Origin of the sequence: uncultured Algibacter sp., assembly GCF_947495675.1 — a bacterium.
In the GTDB taxonomy this organism is placed as follows: domain Bacteria; phylum Bacteroidota; class Bacteroidia; order Flavobacteriales; family Flavobacteriaceae; genus Algibacter_B.
This window is the reverse complement of record NZ_CANLZX010000024.1, coordinates 42726-56564: the sequence shown is the minus strand read 5'-3', so window position 1 is coordinate 56564 and position 13839 is coordinate 42726. Positions and strand designations below refer to the sequence as shown.

At 32.1% G+C, this 13839-nt stretch carries 10 protein-coding genes and 1 pseudogene; 7 read left to right on the top strand and 4 right to left on the bottom strand.

The annotated features are described in order from the left end of the window. Nucleotides 1–192: pseudogene (locus Q0842_RS14820) on the bottom strand (GntR family transcriptional regulator); the annotation flags it as partial. Nucleotides 193–593: 401 nt separating this feature from the next. Between Q0842_RS14820 and Q0842_RS14815 the strand changes: the two are divergent. The 6 genes from Q0842_RS14815 to aldA all read left to right on the top strand — a co-directional run bounded on the left by Q0842_RS14815 (nucleotide 594) and on the right by aldA (nucleotide 9536). Continuing rightward, entirely contained in the window at nucleotides 594–2699 is a 2106-nt protein-coding gene (locus Q0842_RS14815; RefSeq protein ID WP_298499869.1) for a bifunctional aldolase/short-chain dehydrogenase, read from the top strand. A gap of 107 nt (nucleotides 2700–2806) precedes the next feature. Beyond that, nucleotides 2807–4087, top strand: coding sequence for a sugar isomerase (locus tag Q0842_RS14810; RefSeq protein WP_298499866.1), 1281 nt, complete (start codon nucleotides 2807–2809; stop codon nucleotides 4085–4087). A 10-nt stretch (nucleotides 4088–4097) separates the two neighbouring features. Continuing rightward, entirely contained in the window at nucleotides 4098–5471 is a 1374-nt protein-coding gene (locus tag Q0842_RS14805) for an FGGY family carbohydrate kinase (protein WP_298499863.1), read from the top strand. A 70-nt stretch (nucleotides 5472–5541) separates the two neighbouring features. Then, nucleotides 5542–6831 carry a class II aldolase/adducin family protein gene (locus tag Q0842_RS14800; protein WP_298499861.1) on the top strand — a complete coding sequence of 430 codons (1290 nt, stop codon included), beginning with the start codon at nucleotides 5542–5544 and terminating at the stop codon, nucleotides 6829–6831. Nucleotides 6832–6840: 9 nt separating this feature from the next. Then, nucleotides 6841–7989 carry an alpha-hydroxy acid oxidase gene (locus tag Q0842_RS14795; protein WP_298499858.1) on the top strand — a complete coding sequence of 383 codons (1149 nt, stop codon included), beginning with the start codon at nucleotides 6841–6843 and terminating at the stop codon, nucleotides 7987–7989. Nucleotides 7990–8096: 107 nt separating this feature from the next. Beyond that, nucleotides 8097–9536, top strand: a complete 1440-nt coding sequence (gene aldA / locus Q0842_RS14790; protein WP_298499855.1) for an aldehyde dehydrogenase — start codon at nucleotides 8097–8099, stop codon at nucleotides 9534–9536. Nucleotides 9537–9609: 73 nt separating this feature from the next. Here the strand turns inward: aldA and Q0842_RS14785 are convergent, their stop codons facing one another. Genes Q0842_RS14785 through Q0842_RS14775 form a run of 3 tightly spaced genes read right to left on the bottom strand, consistent with a single transcriptional unit; the run spans nucleotide 9610 to nucleotide 12288 of the window. Continuing rightward, a complete protein-coding gene (locus Q0842_RS14785) occupies nucleotides 9610–10215 on the bottom strand; it encodes an LUD domain-containing protein (RefSeq protein ID WP_298499852.1) in 606 nt (201 codons plus the stop codon). Continuing rightward, nucleotides 10181–11548 carry a LutB/LldF family L-lactate oxidation iron-sulfur protein gene (locus Q0842_RS14780; protein WP_298499847.1) on the bottom strand — a complete coding sequence of 456 codons (1368 nt, stop codon included), beginning with the start codon at nucleotides 11546–11548 and terminating at the stop codon, nucleotides 10181–10183. The genes Q0842_RS14785 and Q0842_RS14780 overlap by 35 nt, the downstream gene beginning before the upstream one ends. A gap of 2 nt (nucleotides 11549–11550) precedes the next feature. After that, entirely contained in the window at nucleotides 11551–12288 is a 738-nt protein-coding gene (locus tag Q0842_RS14775; RefSeq protein WP_298499844.1) for a (Fe-S)-binding protein, read from the bottom strand. A 443-nt stretch (nucleotides 12289–12731) separates the two neighbouring features. On the opposite strand from Q0842_RS14775, the gene rhaT reads away from it, so the two are divergent. Further along, a complete protein-coding gene (gene rhaT, locus Q0842_RS14770; RefSeq protein ID WP_298499841.1) occupies nucleotides 12732–13784 on the top strand; it encodes an L-rhamnose/proton symporter RhaT in 1053 nt (350 codons plus the stop codon). The last annotated feature ends 55 nt before the right edge of the window (nucleotides 13785–13839 follow it).

Genomic DNA, 13839 nt, shown 5'->3' with positions numbered 1-13839 from the left:
AAGTATGTTATATGCTTTTTCAACAGTATCTATTGAGAGGTATAAATATTCACTTAACCTATTTATAGATGGTATTTTATGATCAATTTTAAAGTTTCCTGAAAAAATATTGTCAATGATTGAGTCTACAATTTGTTGATACTTCGGAATTCGAGAATCTTCGTCAATTTTAATAAACTTAAGTGTTTCCATAATTAATTAGAAAATAAATATCTTTTGTTAATGAAGCAATCATTAACTATGATATAGTAAATAAACAAATATAGGTTTTGAAAAAACCGAAAGAATCCTGCGCTGTCCTGTCGATAATAATTAAATACCTTTAGATATTTTAATAATGTAAATATACATTTTATAAAATGTAACAGATTTATTAAAAAAATGGGAATAATTATAACAATATGATTTTTTTGTAATAATAATAAAAGATTAGAGTGTTAGTTTTAATTCGCTGTAAATCATTGTATTAATAGAAAAATGTATATAAAAACATACATTTTTATATGTAATATTAACAATTACCACATAGTACAGGATAGAAAAGTTTATTTTCAAATATATTTTTGATATCATTATTCATTATAACATTAAATATGGAGAAAAGTACAAAGAGTTTTAAATATGTTGATTATTTATGGGACGAAGAAAAAGCATTAGCTCTCGGTGATAATCAAGTAGATTTATTTTTATACCGTTCTAATATTTTAGGAGCAGATTTAAGAATCACTAATTATGGTGGTGGTAATACAAGTTGTAGAACCATAGAAAAAGACCCACTAACTAATGAAGATGTTGAAGTGATGTGGATTAAAGGTTCAGGAGGAGATATTGGTACCTTAAACAGAGCAGGTATTGCTGGTATATATACAAAACGATTACGAGATTTAAAGAATGTTTATGGTGGTTTGCAAGATGAAGACCGTATGGTTGGGTTGTTTAATCATTGTATTTATGATTTAAACAGTAAGGCACCATCAATTGACACTCCTTTACATGGTTTATTACCATTTGCACATATAGATCACTTACACCCAGATGCTCTTATTGCAGTAGCAGCTGCAAAAGATAGTGAGCAAGTAACCAAAGAAATTTGGGGCGATACTATGGGGTGGGTGCCTTGGCAACGTCCAGGTTTTGATTTAGGGCTTCAAATAGAAAAATGTTTAGCTGATAATCCAGGGATTCGTGGTATCGTATTAGGTAGTCATGGTTTATTTACTTGGGGAGATACTTCTTATGAATGTTATATGAATAGCTTAGAGGTTATAGAAATGGCCTCTGAATTTATAGCCAAAAAAATTAAGGAAAAAGGAAGCGTATTTGGTGGGCAAAAAATCGAGAGTTTACCAAAGGCAGAGCGTTTAGATAAAGCAGCTCAAATTATGCCTTTATTAAGAGGGTTATGTTCCTCTGAAAATAGAATGATTGGTCATTTTTCTGATACCGATGTGGTAATGGAATACATAAACAGTCATGATTTAGAGCGTTTGGCGCCAATGGGTACCTCATGTCCAGATCATTTCTTAAGAACTAAAATACAACCATTAGTACTAACTTTAGATAAGAATGAAGACTTGTCAGATTCTGATGCTATTTTGAAAAAACTAGAGCCGGCGTTTGAAACTTACAGACAAGAATATGCTAATTACTACAATACATGTAAGAAGGCTAATAGTCCTGCAATGCGTGATGCAAACCCGGTAATTATTATATATCCAGGAGTAGGGATGTTTAGTTTTGCAAAAAACAAGCAAACAACTCGTGTAGCTAACGAATTTTATATTAATGCTATTAATGTAATGCGTGGTGCCGAGGCGATTACAGCCTACACTTCATTACCAAGACAAGAAGCTTTTGATATTGAATATTGGTTACTAGAAGAGGCTAAATTACAACGTATGCCTAAAGAGCAACCATTATCTCGTAAAGTAGCTTTTGTAACAGGAGCAGGTGGTGGTATTGGTAAAGCCATAGCTGATAAATTAGCAGCAGAAGGCGCCAATGTTGTATTAACAGATATCAATGAAGACAGTCTAAAAGAAGCACATGCTACTTATAAAAGAGATGTTTCAACATATGCTATTTGTGATGTAACTAGTACAGAGTCTATCGCATCAGCTTATAAAAAGGCATGTATTGAGTTTGGAGGTGTAGATATTATTGTACATAGTGCAGGTTTAGCAATTTCTAAACCTCTAGAAGATACTACAGATAAAGATTGGAATATATTGCAAAATATTTTAGTAAAAGGCCAATTTGATTTGGCAAAACAATCAGCAGCAATTATGCGTAAGCAAGGATTAGGAGGGAATTATATTGCTATAGCCAGTAAAAATGGATTAGTAGCAGGACCTAATAATGTAGCTTATGGTACTGCAAAAGCAGCACAACAGCATATGGTACGTTTATTAGCTGCCGAATTAGCAAAAGATAAAATAAGAGTAAATACTGTAAATCCTGATGGCGTAATTGTTGGAAGCAAAATATGGGAAGGAGCATGGGCAGAAGGTAGAGCTAAAGCCAATGGAATTACAGTCGAAGAATTGCCAGCTTTTTATGCAAAAAGAAACTTGTTAAATGAAATTATAACTCCAGATGATATTGCCAATGGCGTATTTTCTTTAGTTGGAATTCTTGATAAGTCTACAGGAAACATTATTAATGTTGATGGTGGTATGGCAAATGCATTTGTAAGATAATAATAGTAAAAATAATTTAGTAAGTTGTTTAGTTTAGTAAAGGAAAACTTCCATGGTTTCAATTTGAAGTTTATGGAAGTTTCTTTTATTTAGAAGATGTTTAAATCATGAAAATACAAAAAGAACAAATCGCAGATTACAATCAAAAGGGGTTAGAAAGTCACAATGAAAGTTTTGATTTTTTAGCAAGTAAATTAACTAAAAACGGTCATGATGTAAAGACTATCGTTTCAAAATTAGCCGAATTTCAGGTGGCTATTCCAAGCTGGGCATTAGGCGCAGGTGGAACTCGTTTTGGACGTTTTTCTTTTTATGGAGAACCTTCAAGTTTAGAACAAAAACTAGATGATGTTGGTGTGCTTCATAGTCTAACTCAAACAGCTGGAGCAGTATCACTTCATATACCATGGGATATTCCTTCTGATTATGCTGCTATTAAAGAACAAGCAGATGCTTTAAATATCAAATTTGATGCTGTAAACTCAAATACATTCCAAGATCAAAAAGATGCTGCAGAAACATACAAATATGGTTCTTTAAGTAACACAAGTCAGGCTGTAAGAGAACAAGCCATTCAGCATAACTTAGATGTTATTAAAATTGGAGATAAATTAGGTTCTAAAGCATTAACAGTTTGGTTAGCAGATGGTTCTAGTTTCCCTGGTCAAAACAACTTCCAAACAGCATTCCAAAATACACAAGACAGTTTAATAGACATATACAAAGGTTTACCAGACGATTGGAAAATGTTAGTAGAGTACAAGCCATACGAGCCAAACTTCTACAGTACAGTAATTCAAGATTGGGGTGCATCACTTATGTTAGCAAATGGCTGTGGTGATAAAGCATATACGCTTGTAGATTTAGGGCACCACTTACCAAATAGTAATATCGAGCAAATTGTTTCAATATTACAATTAAAAGGTAAATTAGGTGGTTTCCACTTTAACGATAGTAAATATGGTGATGATGATTTAACTGTTGGAAGTATCAAACCTTATGCGTTATTTTTAATATTTAACGAATTAGTTTATGGTATGCAAAACAACCCACAGAATCCAGATTTAGCTTGGATGATAGATGCAAGTCATAACATAAAAGATCCTTTAGAAGATTTAATACAGTCTCTAGAAGCTATTCAAGAAGCTTATGCTAAAGCATTATTAATAGACCAAAACGAACTAAGAACAGCACAATTAAATAACGATGTTGTTAAGTGTCAAGAAATCTTACAAAGCGCTTACAGAACAGATGTAAGACCATTATTAGAAAAAGCCCGTTTAAATAGCGGAGGTGTTATAAGCCCAATAAATGCATACAGAGCCCTAGATGTTAGAGGCGGACTTATAAAAGAAAGAGGTAAACATACTGTAGCTACAGGACTTTAAGCAATGTAGTATGAAAAAGGTAACCGCAGTTTTTGATATAGGTAAAACCAATAAAAAGTTCTTTTTATTCGATAAGAATTTTAAAGAAGTTCACAAAGAATATATTTCTTTTGAAGAGATAAAAGATGAAGATGGACATCCAACAGAAAACCTGCCAGAACTACAAAAGTGGTTAAAAAAGGTTTTTGATAGAATTCTAAAATCTAATAAGTTTGAAGTTAAGGCCATTAATTTTTCAACTTACGGAGCAAGTTTAGTTCATATTGATGAAAATGGAAATCCATTAACACCATTATATAACTATACTAAACCACTACCAGAAAGTATCATTTCGACTTTCTTTGAAACTTATGGTCCAAAAGAAGATTTTTTAAAAACCACAGGTTGTGCTGATTTAAGTATGTTAAATTCTGGTTTGCAGTTGTATTGGTTAAAAAAAACTAAACCAGAAGTTTATAAGAAAATAAAATATTCTTTACACTTACCACAATACTTAAGTTACATATTTACAAGTATTGCTTTAAGTGAATATACAAGCATTGGTTGCCATACAGCACTATGGGATTATGGTAAGAAAGATTACCATAGTTGGGTTTATAAAGAAGGTATTAATAAAATTTTACCAACAATAGTCTCAACAGAAACCAGTATTAATATGAATTATAATGGCAATCGCATCAAAATTGGTGTTGGTATTCATGATAGTTCTGCTGCACTATTACCTTACGTAAGAAGTATAAGAAAAAAGTTTGTTCTTATTTCTACAGGTACATGGAGCATCGCATTTAATCCATTTACAGAACAACCAATTTCTGAGGATACAGAAGATAAAGATGCTATTAATTACATGCGTATTAATGGAAAACCTGTAAAAGCATCGCGTTTATTTTTAGGTAACGAATATAAGTTACAGGTTGAAAAATTGAATACACTTTTTGGAGTTGATGACGATTATCACCGTAATGTAAAGTTTAATTATGATACATATTACGAAGTTATTGAAGACTTTAAGCATTGTTACAGATGGGAAAGTGTTGAAGACGAAGATATGCCTGAGAAAACACAAATATCTTATAATAATTACGAAGATGCTTATCATCAATTAATGACAGAGTTAGTATTGCTTCAAATTAAATGTATAAAAAAAGCTATTGGTAATGATACCATATCTAGACTTTATGTTGATGGTGGTTTTAGTGACAATGATTTATATATAAAACTATTGACGCACTATTTAAGAGATAAAAAACTAAGGACAACTAATGCCTCTTTAGGATCTGCTTTAGGTGCTGCAATTTCAATTTCAGACACTAAATTGAATTCTAAATTCTTAAAAAAGAATTACGCACTTAAAAAGCATGTACCTTTTATTGTAAAAAGTTAACCTATAATAACACACTAATATTTTTGAGATTTAAATTTTCTCAAAACATTCAATTTTCAAATCATACAAAATGTCAAAAAATATAAAATTAATTCACCCCAGAAACCAGATTACAGAAATTATAGATAGAATCTATAAAAGAGGGATGACAACAACATCAGGCGGTAACATATCTATTATCGATGATAATGGTGATATTTGGGTAACACCATCAGCAATTGATAAAGGGTCTTTAAGATCATCAGATATCATTTGTGTAAAAAAAGATGGAACTATTATAGGAAAACATAAACCATCTTCAGAATTTCCATTTCATAAAGCTATTTATGAAGCTAGACCAGATATTAAATCAGTAATTCATGCACATCCTCCAGCATTAGTATCATTCAGTATTGTACGTCAAATACCTAATACTAATATTATTTCTCAAGCTAAACATGTTTGTGGTCCTATAGGATATGCAAAATATAGATTACCAGGAAGTGAAGATTTAGGAGAGGTTATCGCAGATGAATTTAAAAAAGGATATAAAGCAATTATCATGGAAAACCATGGTACTGTTTTGGGAGGTAGTGATTTAACAGATGCTTTTGAGCGTTTTGAAGCTTTAGAGTTTTGTGCAAGTACTATTTTGTATGGTTCACAAATTGGAACGCCTAACTATTTAACAGATACACAAATTGATGAGTTTGAAGCTCAAGCTACTGGTGTATTACCAGAAATGGAATCTACTCAATATGAATCTGATGAAATTGAAAAGCGTTTAGAAATATGTAAAATTGTACAACGTTCTTGCCAACAAGGTTTAATGATAAGTTCTTACGGAACTGTATCAATGCGATGGAAAGACAACGACTTCTTAATAACACCAACAGGTATTAATCGTTGGGATATAGATCTTGATGATATTGTTCAAATTAAAGATGGACATAGAGAAGCTGGTAAAACACCGAGTAGAGCTACATGGATTCATCAAGAAATTTACAATCGTAATCCAGATGTAAATTCAATTATCATGACACAGTCGCCTTATTTAATGGCATTTGGAGTTACAGGCGAATATCTAAATGTAAGAACAATTCCAGAAAGTTGGATCTTTTTACAAGACATTAGTTCTGTAAAATATGGTGATCATTTTAGAAAAAACAATAACTCACAAATAGTAGATAATTGTTCAACAGCTGTAATTATAGAAAATGATTCAGTCATTATTACTGGAGATAAGCTATTACAAACCTTTGATTATTTAGAGGTTGCAGAGTTTAGTGCCAAATCAATTGTTCTTGGTAATTCTCTTGGAGAAATGGTAGCTATTAATGATGAACAAGTAGAAGATTTAAGGAAAAAGTTTTTAACATAAAAAAAATACATGGCTATAAATTTTGACACCCGTTATCCATCGGTTGATGATTTGAGAACTAAAGCTCAAAAAAAAATCCCCAAGTTTGCTTTCGAGTATTTGGATGGAGGCTGTAATGAAGATGTTAATTTAATTAGAAATACTTCAGAACTTAGAGAGGTGCAACTTAAGCCAAATTATTTAAGAAAACACCATGGCTCATCATTAAAAACCAATTTATTTGGTATTGAATATGATGCGCCTTTTGGTATTGCACCTGTGGGTTTACAGGGTTTAATGTGGCCTAATTCGCCAGAAATTTTGGCTAAAGCGGCTTTTGAGCATAACATACCCTTTATTCTAAGTACTGTAACCACAACAAGCATAGAGCGTGCAGCAGAATTAACAGAAGGCAAAGCCTGGTTTCAATTATATCATCCAACAGAAGATAGTCTTAGAGACGATATAATAAAAAGAGCAGAAACAGCAGAGTGTCCTGTTTTAGTTATTTTATGTGATGTACCAAGTTTTGGTTTTAGACCAAGAGATATTAGAAATGGTCTGGCAATGCCTCCAAAAATGAATTTGACCAATATCTTACAAGCCTTTGGAAGACCTCATTGGAGTTTGCAAACATTAAAACATGGCATTCCAAACTTTGCTAATTTATTACCTTATATGCCTAAAAATTTAGACTTAAAACAATTAGGTAAATTTATGGATCAAACATTTTCTGGTAGGCTAAATGAAGAAAAAATTAAGCCTATAAGAGATATGTGGAAGGGTAAATTGGTATTAAAAGGTGTTGCTTCGCATTATGATGCAGAACAAGCTATTAGATTAGGTTTAGATGGTATTATTGTATCTAATCATGGTGGCAGACAGTTAGATGCTGGAGAATCAACAATAAAACCACTTTCTAGTATTGCCGAAAAATACGGCGACCAAATTGAAGTCATGATGGATAGTGGTATCCGTTCTGGTCCTGATGTAGCAAGAGCCATGGCAAGTGGTGCTAAATTTACTTTTATGGGCCGTTCTTTTATGTATGGTGTCTCTGCACTTGGTAATAAAGGTGGCGATCATACTATATCATTATTAAAAACCGAATTACAACAAGTTATGGAACAATTGTGTTGCGAAAAAACAACAGATTTTCCATTTCATTTAATTAAATAAATTTTACTTATAAACTGATTTTTAAAAAATTTAAGCTCACTATATTTTATTAAATAGAAATAAGTTTTTATGCTTTAAAAAGATACAAAAAAACCAACATAAACTTTATGAAACATTATAAGCAATATATTAACGGAAAATTCGTAGACTCAAAGTCTACATCGGTTATTGAAATTTTAAACCCTTGTACAGAAGAGGTCATTAGTACCATTTCTACTGGTACAGTTGAAGACGCAAATAATGCACTTGAAGCGGCACAAGCTGCTCAACCAGCATGGGAAGCTTTACCAGCTATTCAAAGAGCAAGCTTTTTACATAAAATGGCAGATGTTATTAGAGAAAACAGAGTTTTTCTAGCAGAAACATTATCAAAAGAACAAGCCAAAGTTATTGGTTTAGCTCAAGTTGAAATTGATGTAACTGCAGATTATTTTGATTATAATGCAGGATGGGCAAGACGTATTGAAGGAGAGATTATACAAAGTGATCGTGAAAAAGAACATATATATCTTCATAAAGTTCCTATTGGAGTAGCTGTAGGTATTTGTCCTTGGAACTTTCCATTTTTTGTAATGGCTCGTAAAGTTGCAGCTTCTTTAATTACAGGTAATACATGCGTTATTAAACCTAGTTCTGAAGCACCAAATACAGTCATGGAATTTGCTGATTTTATTCAAAAAATTGATTTGCCTGCTGGTGTTTTAAATTTTGTTTGTGGAGCAGGTAGAACGGTTGGTAATGCACTTTCAAAAAGTCCTATTACAGGAATTATTAGTTTAACAGGTAGTGTAGGTGCAGGTCAACAAATTATTACCGCTGCAGCAGAAAACATTACTAAAGTATCTTTAGAGTTAGGAGGTAAAGCACCAGCAATTGTTTGTGCAGATGCTAATATGGAATTAGCTGTAAACTCAATAGTAGCTTCAAAGGTGATTTTTAGCGGACAAGTTTGTAACTGTGCAGAACGTGTTTATGTAGAAGATAGTATTTATGATGAGTTTGTTGAAAAAATTACTAAAAAAATGAGTGAAGTAACTGTTGAAGATGCTTTAACAGGAACAAATGCTGATATGAGTAGTTTAGTATCAAAATCTCAGATAGATAAGATTTCTGAAATGGTAGAATTTGCTAAAAAAGAAGGTGCCGAAGTTTTAGTAGGAGGTAAGCGTCATGAAAAATTTGACAGAGGTTATTTTTATGAGCCAACACTTTTAACTAATGTGTCTCAGCAATCTGAAATTATTCAAGAAGAAGTTTTTGGACCCGTATTACCAGTTATGAAGTTTGATACTTTAGATGAAGCTATTGCGTTATCTAATGACTGTCAATTCGGATTAACATCTTCAATATTCTCTGAGAATTATAATAATATTATGCGTGCAACAAATGGGTTACATTTTGGTGAAACCTATGTAAATAGAGAGCATTTTGAAGCCATACAAGGTTTTCATGCAGGTTGGAAAAAATCTGGAGTTGGTGGAGCTGACGGTAAACATGGTATGGAAGAGTATTTACACACACGTGTTGTATATGCTAAATACTATTAATTTAAATAAATTCACATAAAAAAAACTCAGCTAATTTTAGCTGAGTTTTTTTTTATAATATTTTAAATAATTTTTACACTAATAGAACGGTTAAGCTCATAGCTCCATGAGCACCAACAACCAAACATTGTTCTATATCTGCGGTTTTAGATGGACCAGAAATAAAAACTCCAAAATCTCGTTCTCTTTTGTCAATTAAACTATAGGCTTGAAGCATATGTAAACATATCTTATCTTTTTCAAGAATAATAACCAAGTCATTTGTAATAAAAGGAAGTGCTCTTACAATGCTGTTGTAGGCAGTAACCCAGATTGCACCATTTTCTGAAACTCCAAGTTCACCTTCAACAATTGCTAGGTCTATATGTTCTAGACTATGAGGGTCTGTGTTTTTTGAAATTTTAATGCTTCCTAAACTGGTTTTTGCACTAGTGTTTGCTATTTGTGTTGCATTTGGGTACAGAGTCTTAATTTCAGCATCTATAGCTTTGGTTTCAATTTCTTTTATGGAACCTCCTACTAAAGCAATATTATTTTTAAATACTTCTAATAAATTAATGTCTTCATCAAACGCTTTTTCGTTAATTTGTGGTAATGGTAACAAATCTGGTTTGTTTTTTTTAATTGACTGTAATATTGCTTCTCTACCCATTTTTATTTCTTTTTTTATACCATTCATCAAAATTCTCATTTTTCACTTCAGGCAAATCTCTTGCTTTTCCCCAAGCATTTAATTTATTATAAATCATAAATCTTGGAAAATGTTTTAAAGCAAATCTGGCCGATTTTCCTGCTAGTCCATATAAGCTTGGTTTAGATAATACTACACCGGCAACTTTTAAAATCGATTTTTTTACTACAGGTTGTTTTTGTTCTTTAACAATTACTTGTCGCCATTTATAAAGTTGCTCATGAATATTAATTTTTACAGGACATACATTAGAACAAGATCCGCATAAGGTAGATGCAAACGGCAAAGAACTGTGTTTTTTCATATCTTTTCCTGGTGACAAAATAGAGCCTATAGGTCCAGGTATGGCATAATCATAACTATGGCCACCGCTTCTTCTGTAAATTGGACATGTGTTCATACAAGCACCACAGCGAATACAATGTAACGATGCTCTAAAATCTTCTCTACTTAGTTGTTCGGTACGCCCATTATCAACAATTACAATATGCATTTCTTTTCCATCATCAGGTTTATTAAAATGCGAAGAATAAGTGGTAATAGGTTGCCCTGTAGCACTTCTAGCTAGTAAACGTAAAAATACTCCTAAGTGTTTTTCTTGAGGTATAATTTTTTCGATACCCATACAAGCAATATGTACTTTTGATAAGTGCACACCCATATCGGCATTTCCTTCATTGGTGCAAACAACAAAACCACCAGTATTCGCAATTGCAAAATTAACACCTGTTATTGCCACGTCTGCTTTTAAAAATTTATCTCTTAAGTGTTTTCGGGCTTCACTAACTAAATATTCTGGATTTCCTTGGCTAGGTTTTGTATTTAAATGTTCTTGAAATAAAACATCAACTTCTTCTTTTGTTTTATGTATGGCAGGCAGTACAATATGACTTGGGGGCTCTTCTGCTAATTGTACAATACGCTCACCCAAATCGGTGTCTATAACTTCAATGCCCTTTTTTTCTAAAAATGGATTTAAATGGCATTCTTCAGTAAGCATAGATTTACTTTTAACAACTTTTTTTGCTTGATGCTTTTCAAGAATGCTATTAATAATGTTGTTATGTTCTTCGGCATTTGAAGCCCAATGTACATGTACCCCATTTTTTTTGGCATTAGTTTCAAACTGAATTAAATACTCGTCTAAATTTGATAAAACGTTTGCCTTGATGCTAGATCCTAATTCACGTAAGTATTCCCAGCCTTGAACTTTATGGGCAGATGTATCTCGTTTTTCTCTTACATACCACAAAGCCTTATCATGCCAGTTAACTTTAGCTTCATCTTTATTAAATACCTCTGCTTTTTCTGCGTGATTCATAATTATAAACTGCTATTTAATATTTCGGCAATATGCATCACCTTTAAGGGTTGTTTATTTCTATTAATCAAACCTTCAAGGTGCATTAAACAAGAATGATCTGCTCCTGTTATTACTTGCACGTCGCTATCTAAATGATCTTTAATACGGTCTTTACCCATTTTAACAGATATGGCTTCTTCAAAAACCGAAAATGTGCCTCCAAAACCACAGCATTCATCTTTTCTATTTAAAGGCATTAATTGAAGTCCTTTAACTTCATTTAATAAATCTTCTTCAGTAGAAAAATGTTCGCCCATTACCTCAGAGCAAGATCCTAGTTTTAAACCTCTTAATCCATGACAACTTTTGTGTAAACCAACTTTATAAGGGAATGAGGCTCCTATATCTGTTTTACCAAGAATTTTTACAATGAATTCACATAGCTCATAAGCATTGTTTCTAACTCTTTTAACTTCAGGAGTTTGTTCTAAAATATCAAAATGATGTTTAACATGATATATGCAGCTACCTGATGGCCCTACTATATAGTCATACGCTTTAAAGTTTTCTACAAAAACCTGGCAAGCTCCTTTTGAGTCGTCCTCGTAACCAGAGTTGCCTAAGGGTTGTCCACAACAGGTTTGTCCTTGCGGATAGTAAACATCAACCCCCAGTTTTTCTAATAATTCTAGAGTGGCTATTCCTACTTGTGGATATAACTGATTGATATAGCATGGTATAAATAAACCTACTTTCATCTATATTTTAATTAATTTTTTAATCTTTTATAAACTATGATAAAAATAGACTATTATTAAAAACTAGCTATCCTGCTCTCTCCTGAGATACGTTAGTTTTCTAGATTAGTTTTTTCTAAGTATTTAAAGTATCATTAATTGATAAATTTTTGAAAAAGATTTTAAATTAGCACTAGATTTTTCAACTTTTAATATAACCATACAGTACAGGATAGAGTCTTAATCTTCAAAGTTTATTTTCGTATCAAATATTTTTAATATTTCACGAATAAGCGTTGCTTATTATAAACAGGATAAAGCATTCTACTTATAAATATTATAAGCAAGTACTTTAGTTACTTCATACCATTGCTAAATAGCATGTTGTAAATAAAATTGATAAACTAGTGAAATAATTAAATATGCGATATTTAAGAATTTGTTAAAAAACTAAACACAAAATTATGCAAGCAATATTAGGAGTATTATTTCATTCATTAGGAGGGGTTGCCTCGGGGAGTTTTTATATGCCTTTTAACAAAGTTAAAGGTTGGGCATGGGAAAGCTATTGGATGGTTGGTGGTTTAATGTCGTGGTTGATTGTACCACCCTTAGCGGCCTATTTAACCGTTCCAGGATTTATGGATATTATTTCTGCGGGTTCTAGTACTATTGTTGGTTTTACCTTTTTAATGGGGTTATTATGGGGCGTAGGCGGATTATCCTATGGGCTTGGTGTTCGCTATTTAGGTATGTCTTTAGGTAATTCGGTAGTTTTAGGGTTTTGTGCTGCATTTGGAGCTGTTGTACCTTCTATATACTATAATTTTTATCCAGAGGCAGGAAAGGTGTCTTTTACAGATATGTTAGGGTCTTCTGGTGGTCAATTAGTTTTACTAGGTGTTTTAGTCTGTTTAATTGGTATTGGTCTTTCTGGGAAAGCCGGAATTATGAAAGAAAATGAGCTAACAGATGAACAAAAAAAGGAAAGTGTATTAGAATTTAATCTAGTAAAAGGGTTAATTGTAGCTGTGCTTTCTGGTATTTTAAGTTCTTTTTTTAGTTTTGGAATTGAAGCTGGTAAACCTTTAGCAGATGCCGCTGTAGAAGCAGGTTACGATCATTTATTTGCTAATAATGTTACTTTTGTTGTTATTCTTTGGGGTGGTTTAGTTACCAATTTAGTTTGGACAACCATATTAAGTATTAAAAACAAATCTTATAAAGATTTTACTAATAAAAGTACACCAATTCGTAACAATATTATATTCTCTGCATTGGCAGGAACCATATGGTTTTTACAATTCTTTTTTTACGGAATGGGTGAAAGTAAATTAGGTAGTGGTGCAAGTTCATGGATTTTGCATATGTCTACTATTATCCTAACAGCAAACTTTTGGGGTATTTACCGTAAAGAATGGAAAGGTGTTGCTAAAAAAACCAAATATACCATTACAGCCGGAATTATAGTGATTCTTTTATCTGTTGTTTTGGTTGGAATTGGTAATTCTATTTAATGTAAAAATTTGTAATTCAATAGCCCATTTATCTTATTAAAACGGTGTTTTATAC

Coding starts and splice junctions, on each gene's coding strand:
- aldA (WP_298499855.1), top strand. CDS start 8,097: ATGAAACATTATAAGCAATATATTAACGGAAAATTCGTAGACTCAAAG.
- Q0842_RS14780 (WP_298499847.1), bottom strand. CDS start 11,548: ATGAATCACGCAGAAAAAGCAGAGGTATTTAATAAAGATGAAGCTAAA.
- Q0842_RS14795 (WP_298499858.1), top strand. CDS start 6,841: ATGGCTATAAATTTTGACACCCGTTATCCATCGGTTGATGATTTGAGA.
- Q0842_RS14805 (WP_298499863.1), top strand. CDS start 4,098: ATGAAAAAGGTAACCGCAGTTTTTGATATAGGTAAAACCAATAAAAAG.
- Q0842_RS14810 (WP_298499866.1), top strand. CDS start 2,807: ATGAAAATACAAAAAGAACAAATCGCAGATTACAATCAAAAGGGGTTA.
- Q0842_RS14800 (WP_298499861.1), top strand. CDS start 5,542: ATGTCAAAAAATATAAAATTAATTCACCCCAGAAACCAGATTACAGAA.
- Q0842_RS14785 (WP_298499852.1), bottom strand. CDS start 10,215: ATGAATGGTATAAAAAAAGAAATAAAAATGGGTAGAGAAGCAATATTA.
- Q0842_RS14775 (WP_298499844.1), bottom strand. CDS start 12,288: ATGAAAGTAGGTTTATTTATACCATGCTATATCAATCAGTTATATCCA.
- rhaT (WP_298499841.1), top strand. CDS start 12,732: ATGCAAGCAATATTAGGAGTATTATTTCATTCATTAGGAGGGGTTGCC.
- Q0842_RS14815 (WP_298499869.1), top strand. CDS start 594: ATGGAGAAAAGTACAAAGAGTTTTAAATATGTTGATTATTTATGGGAC.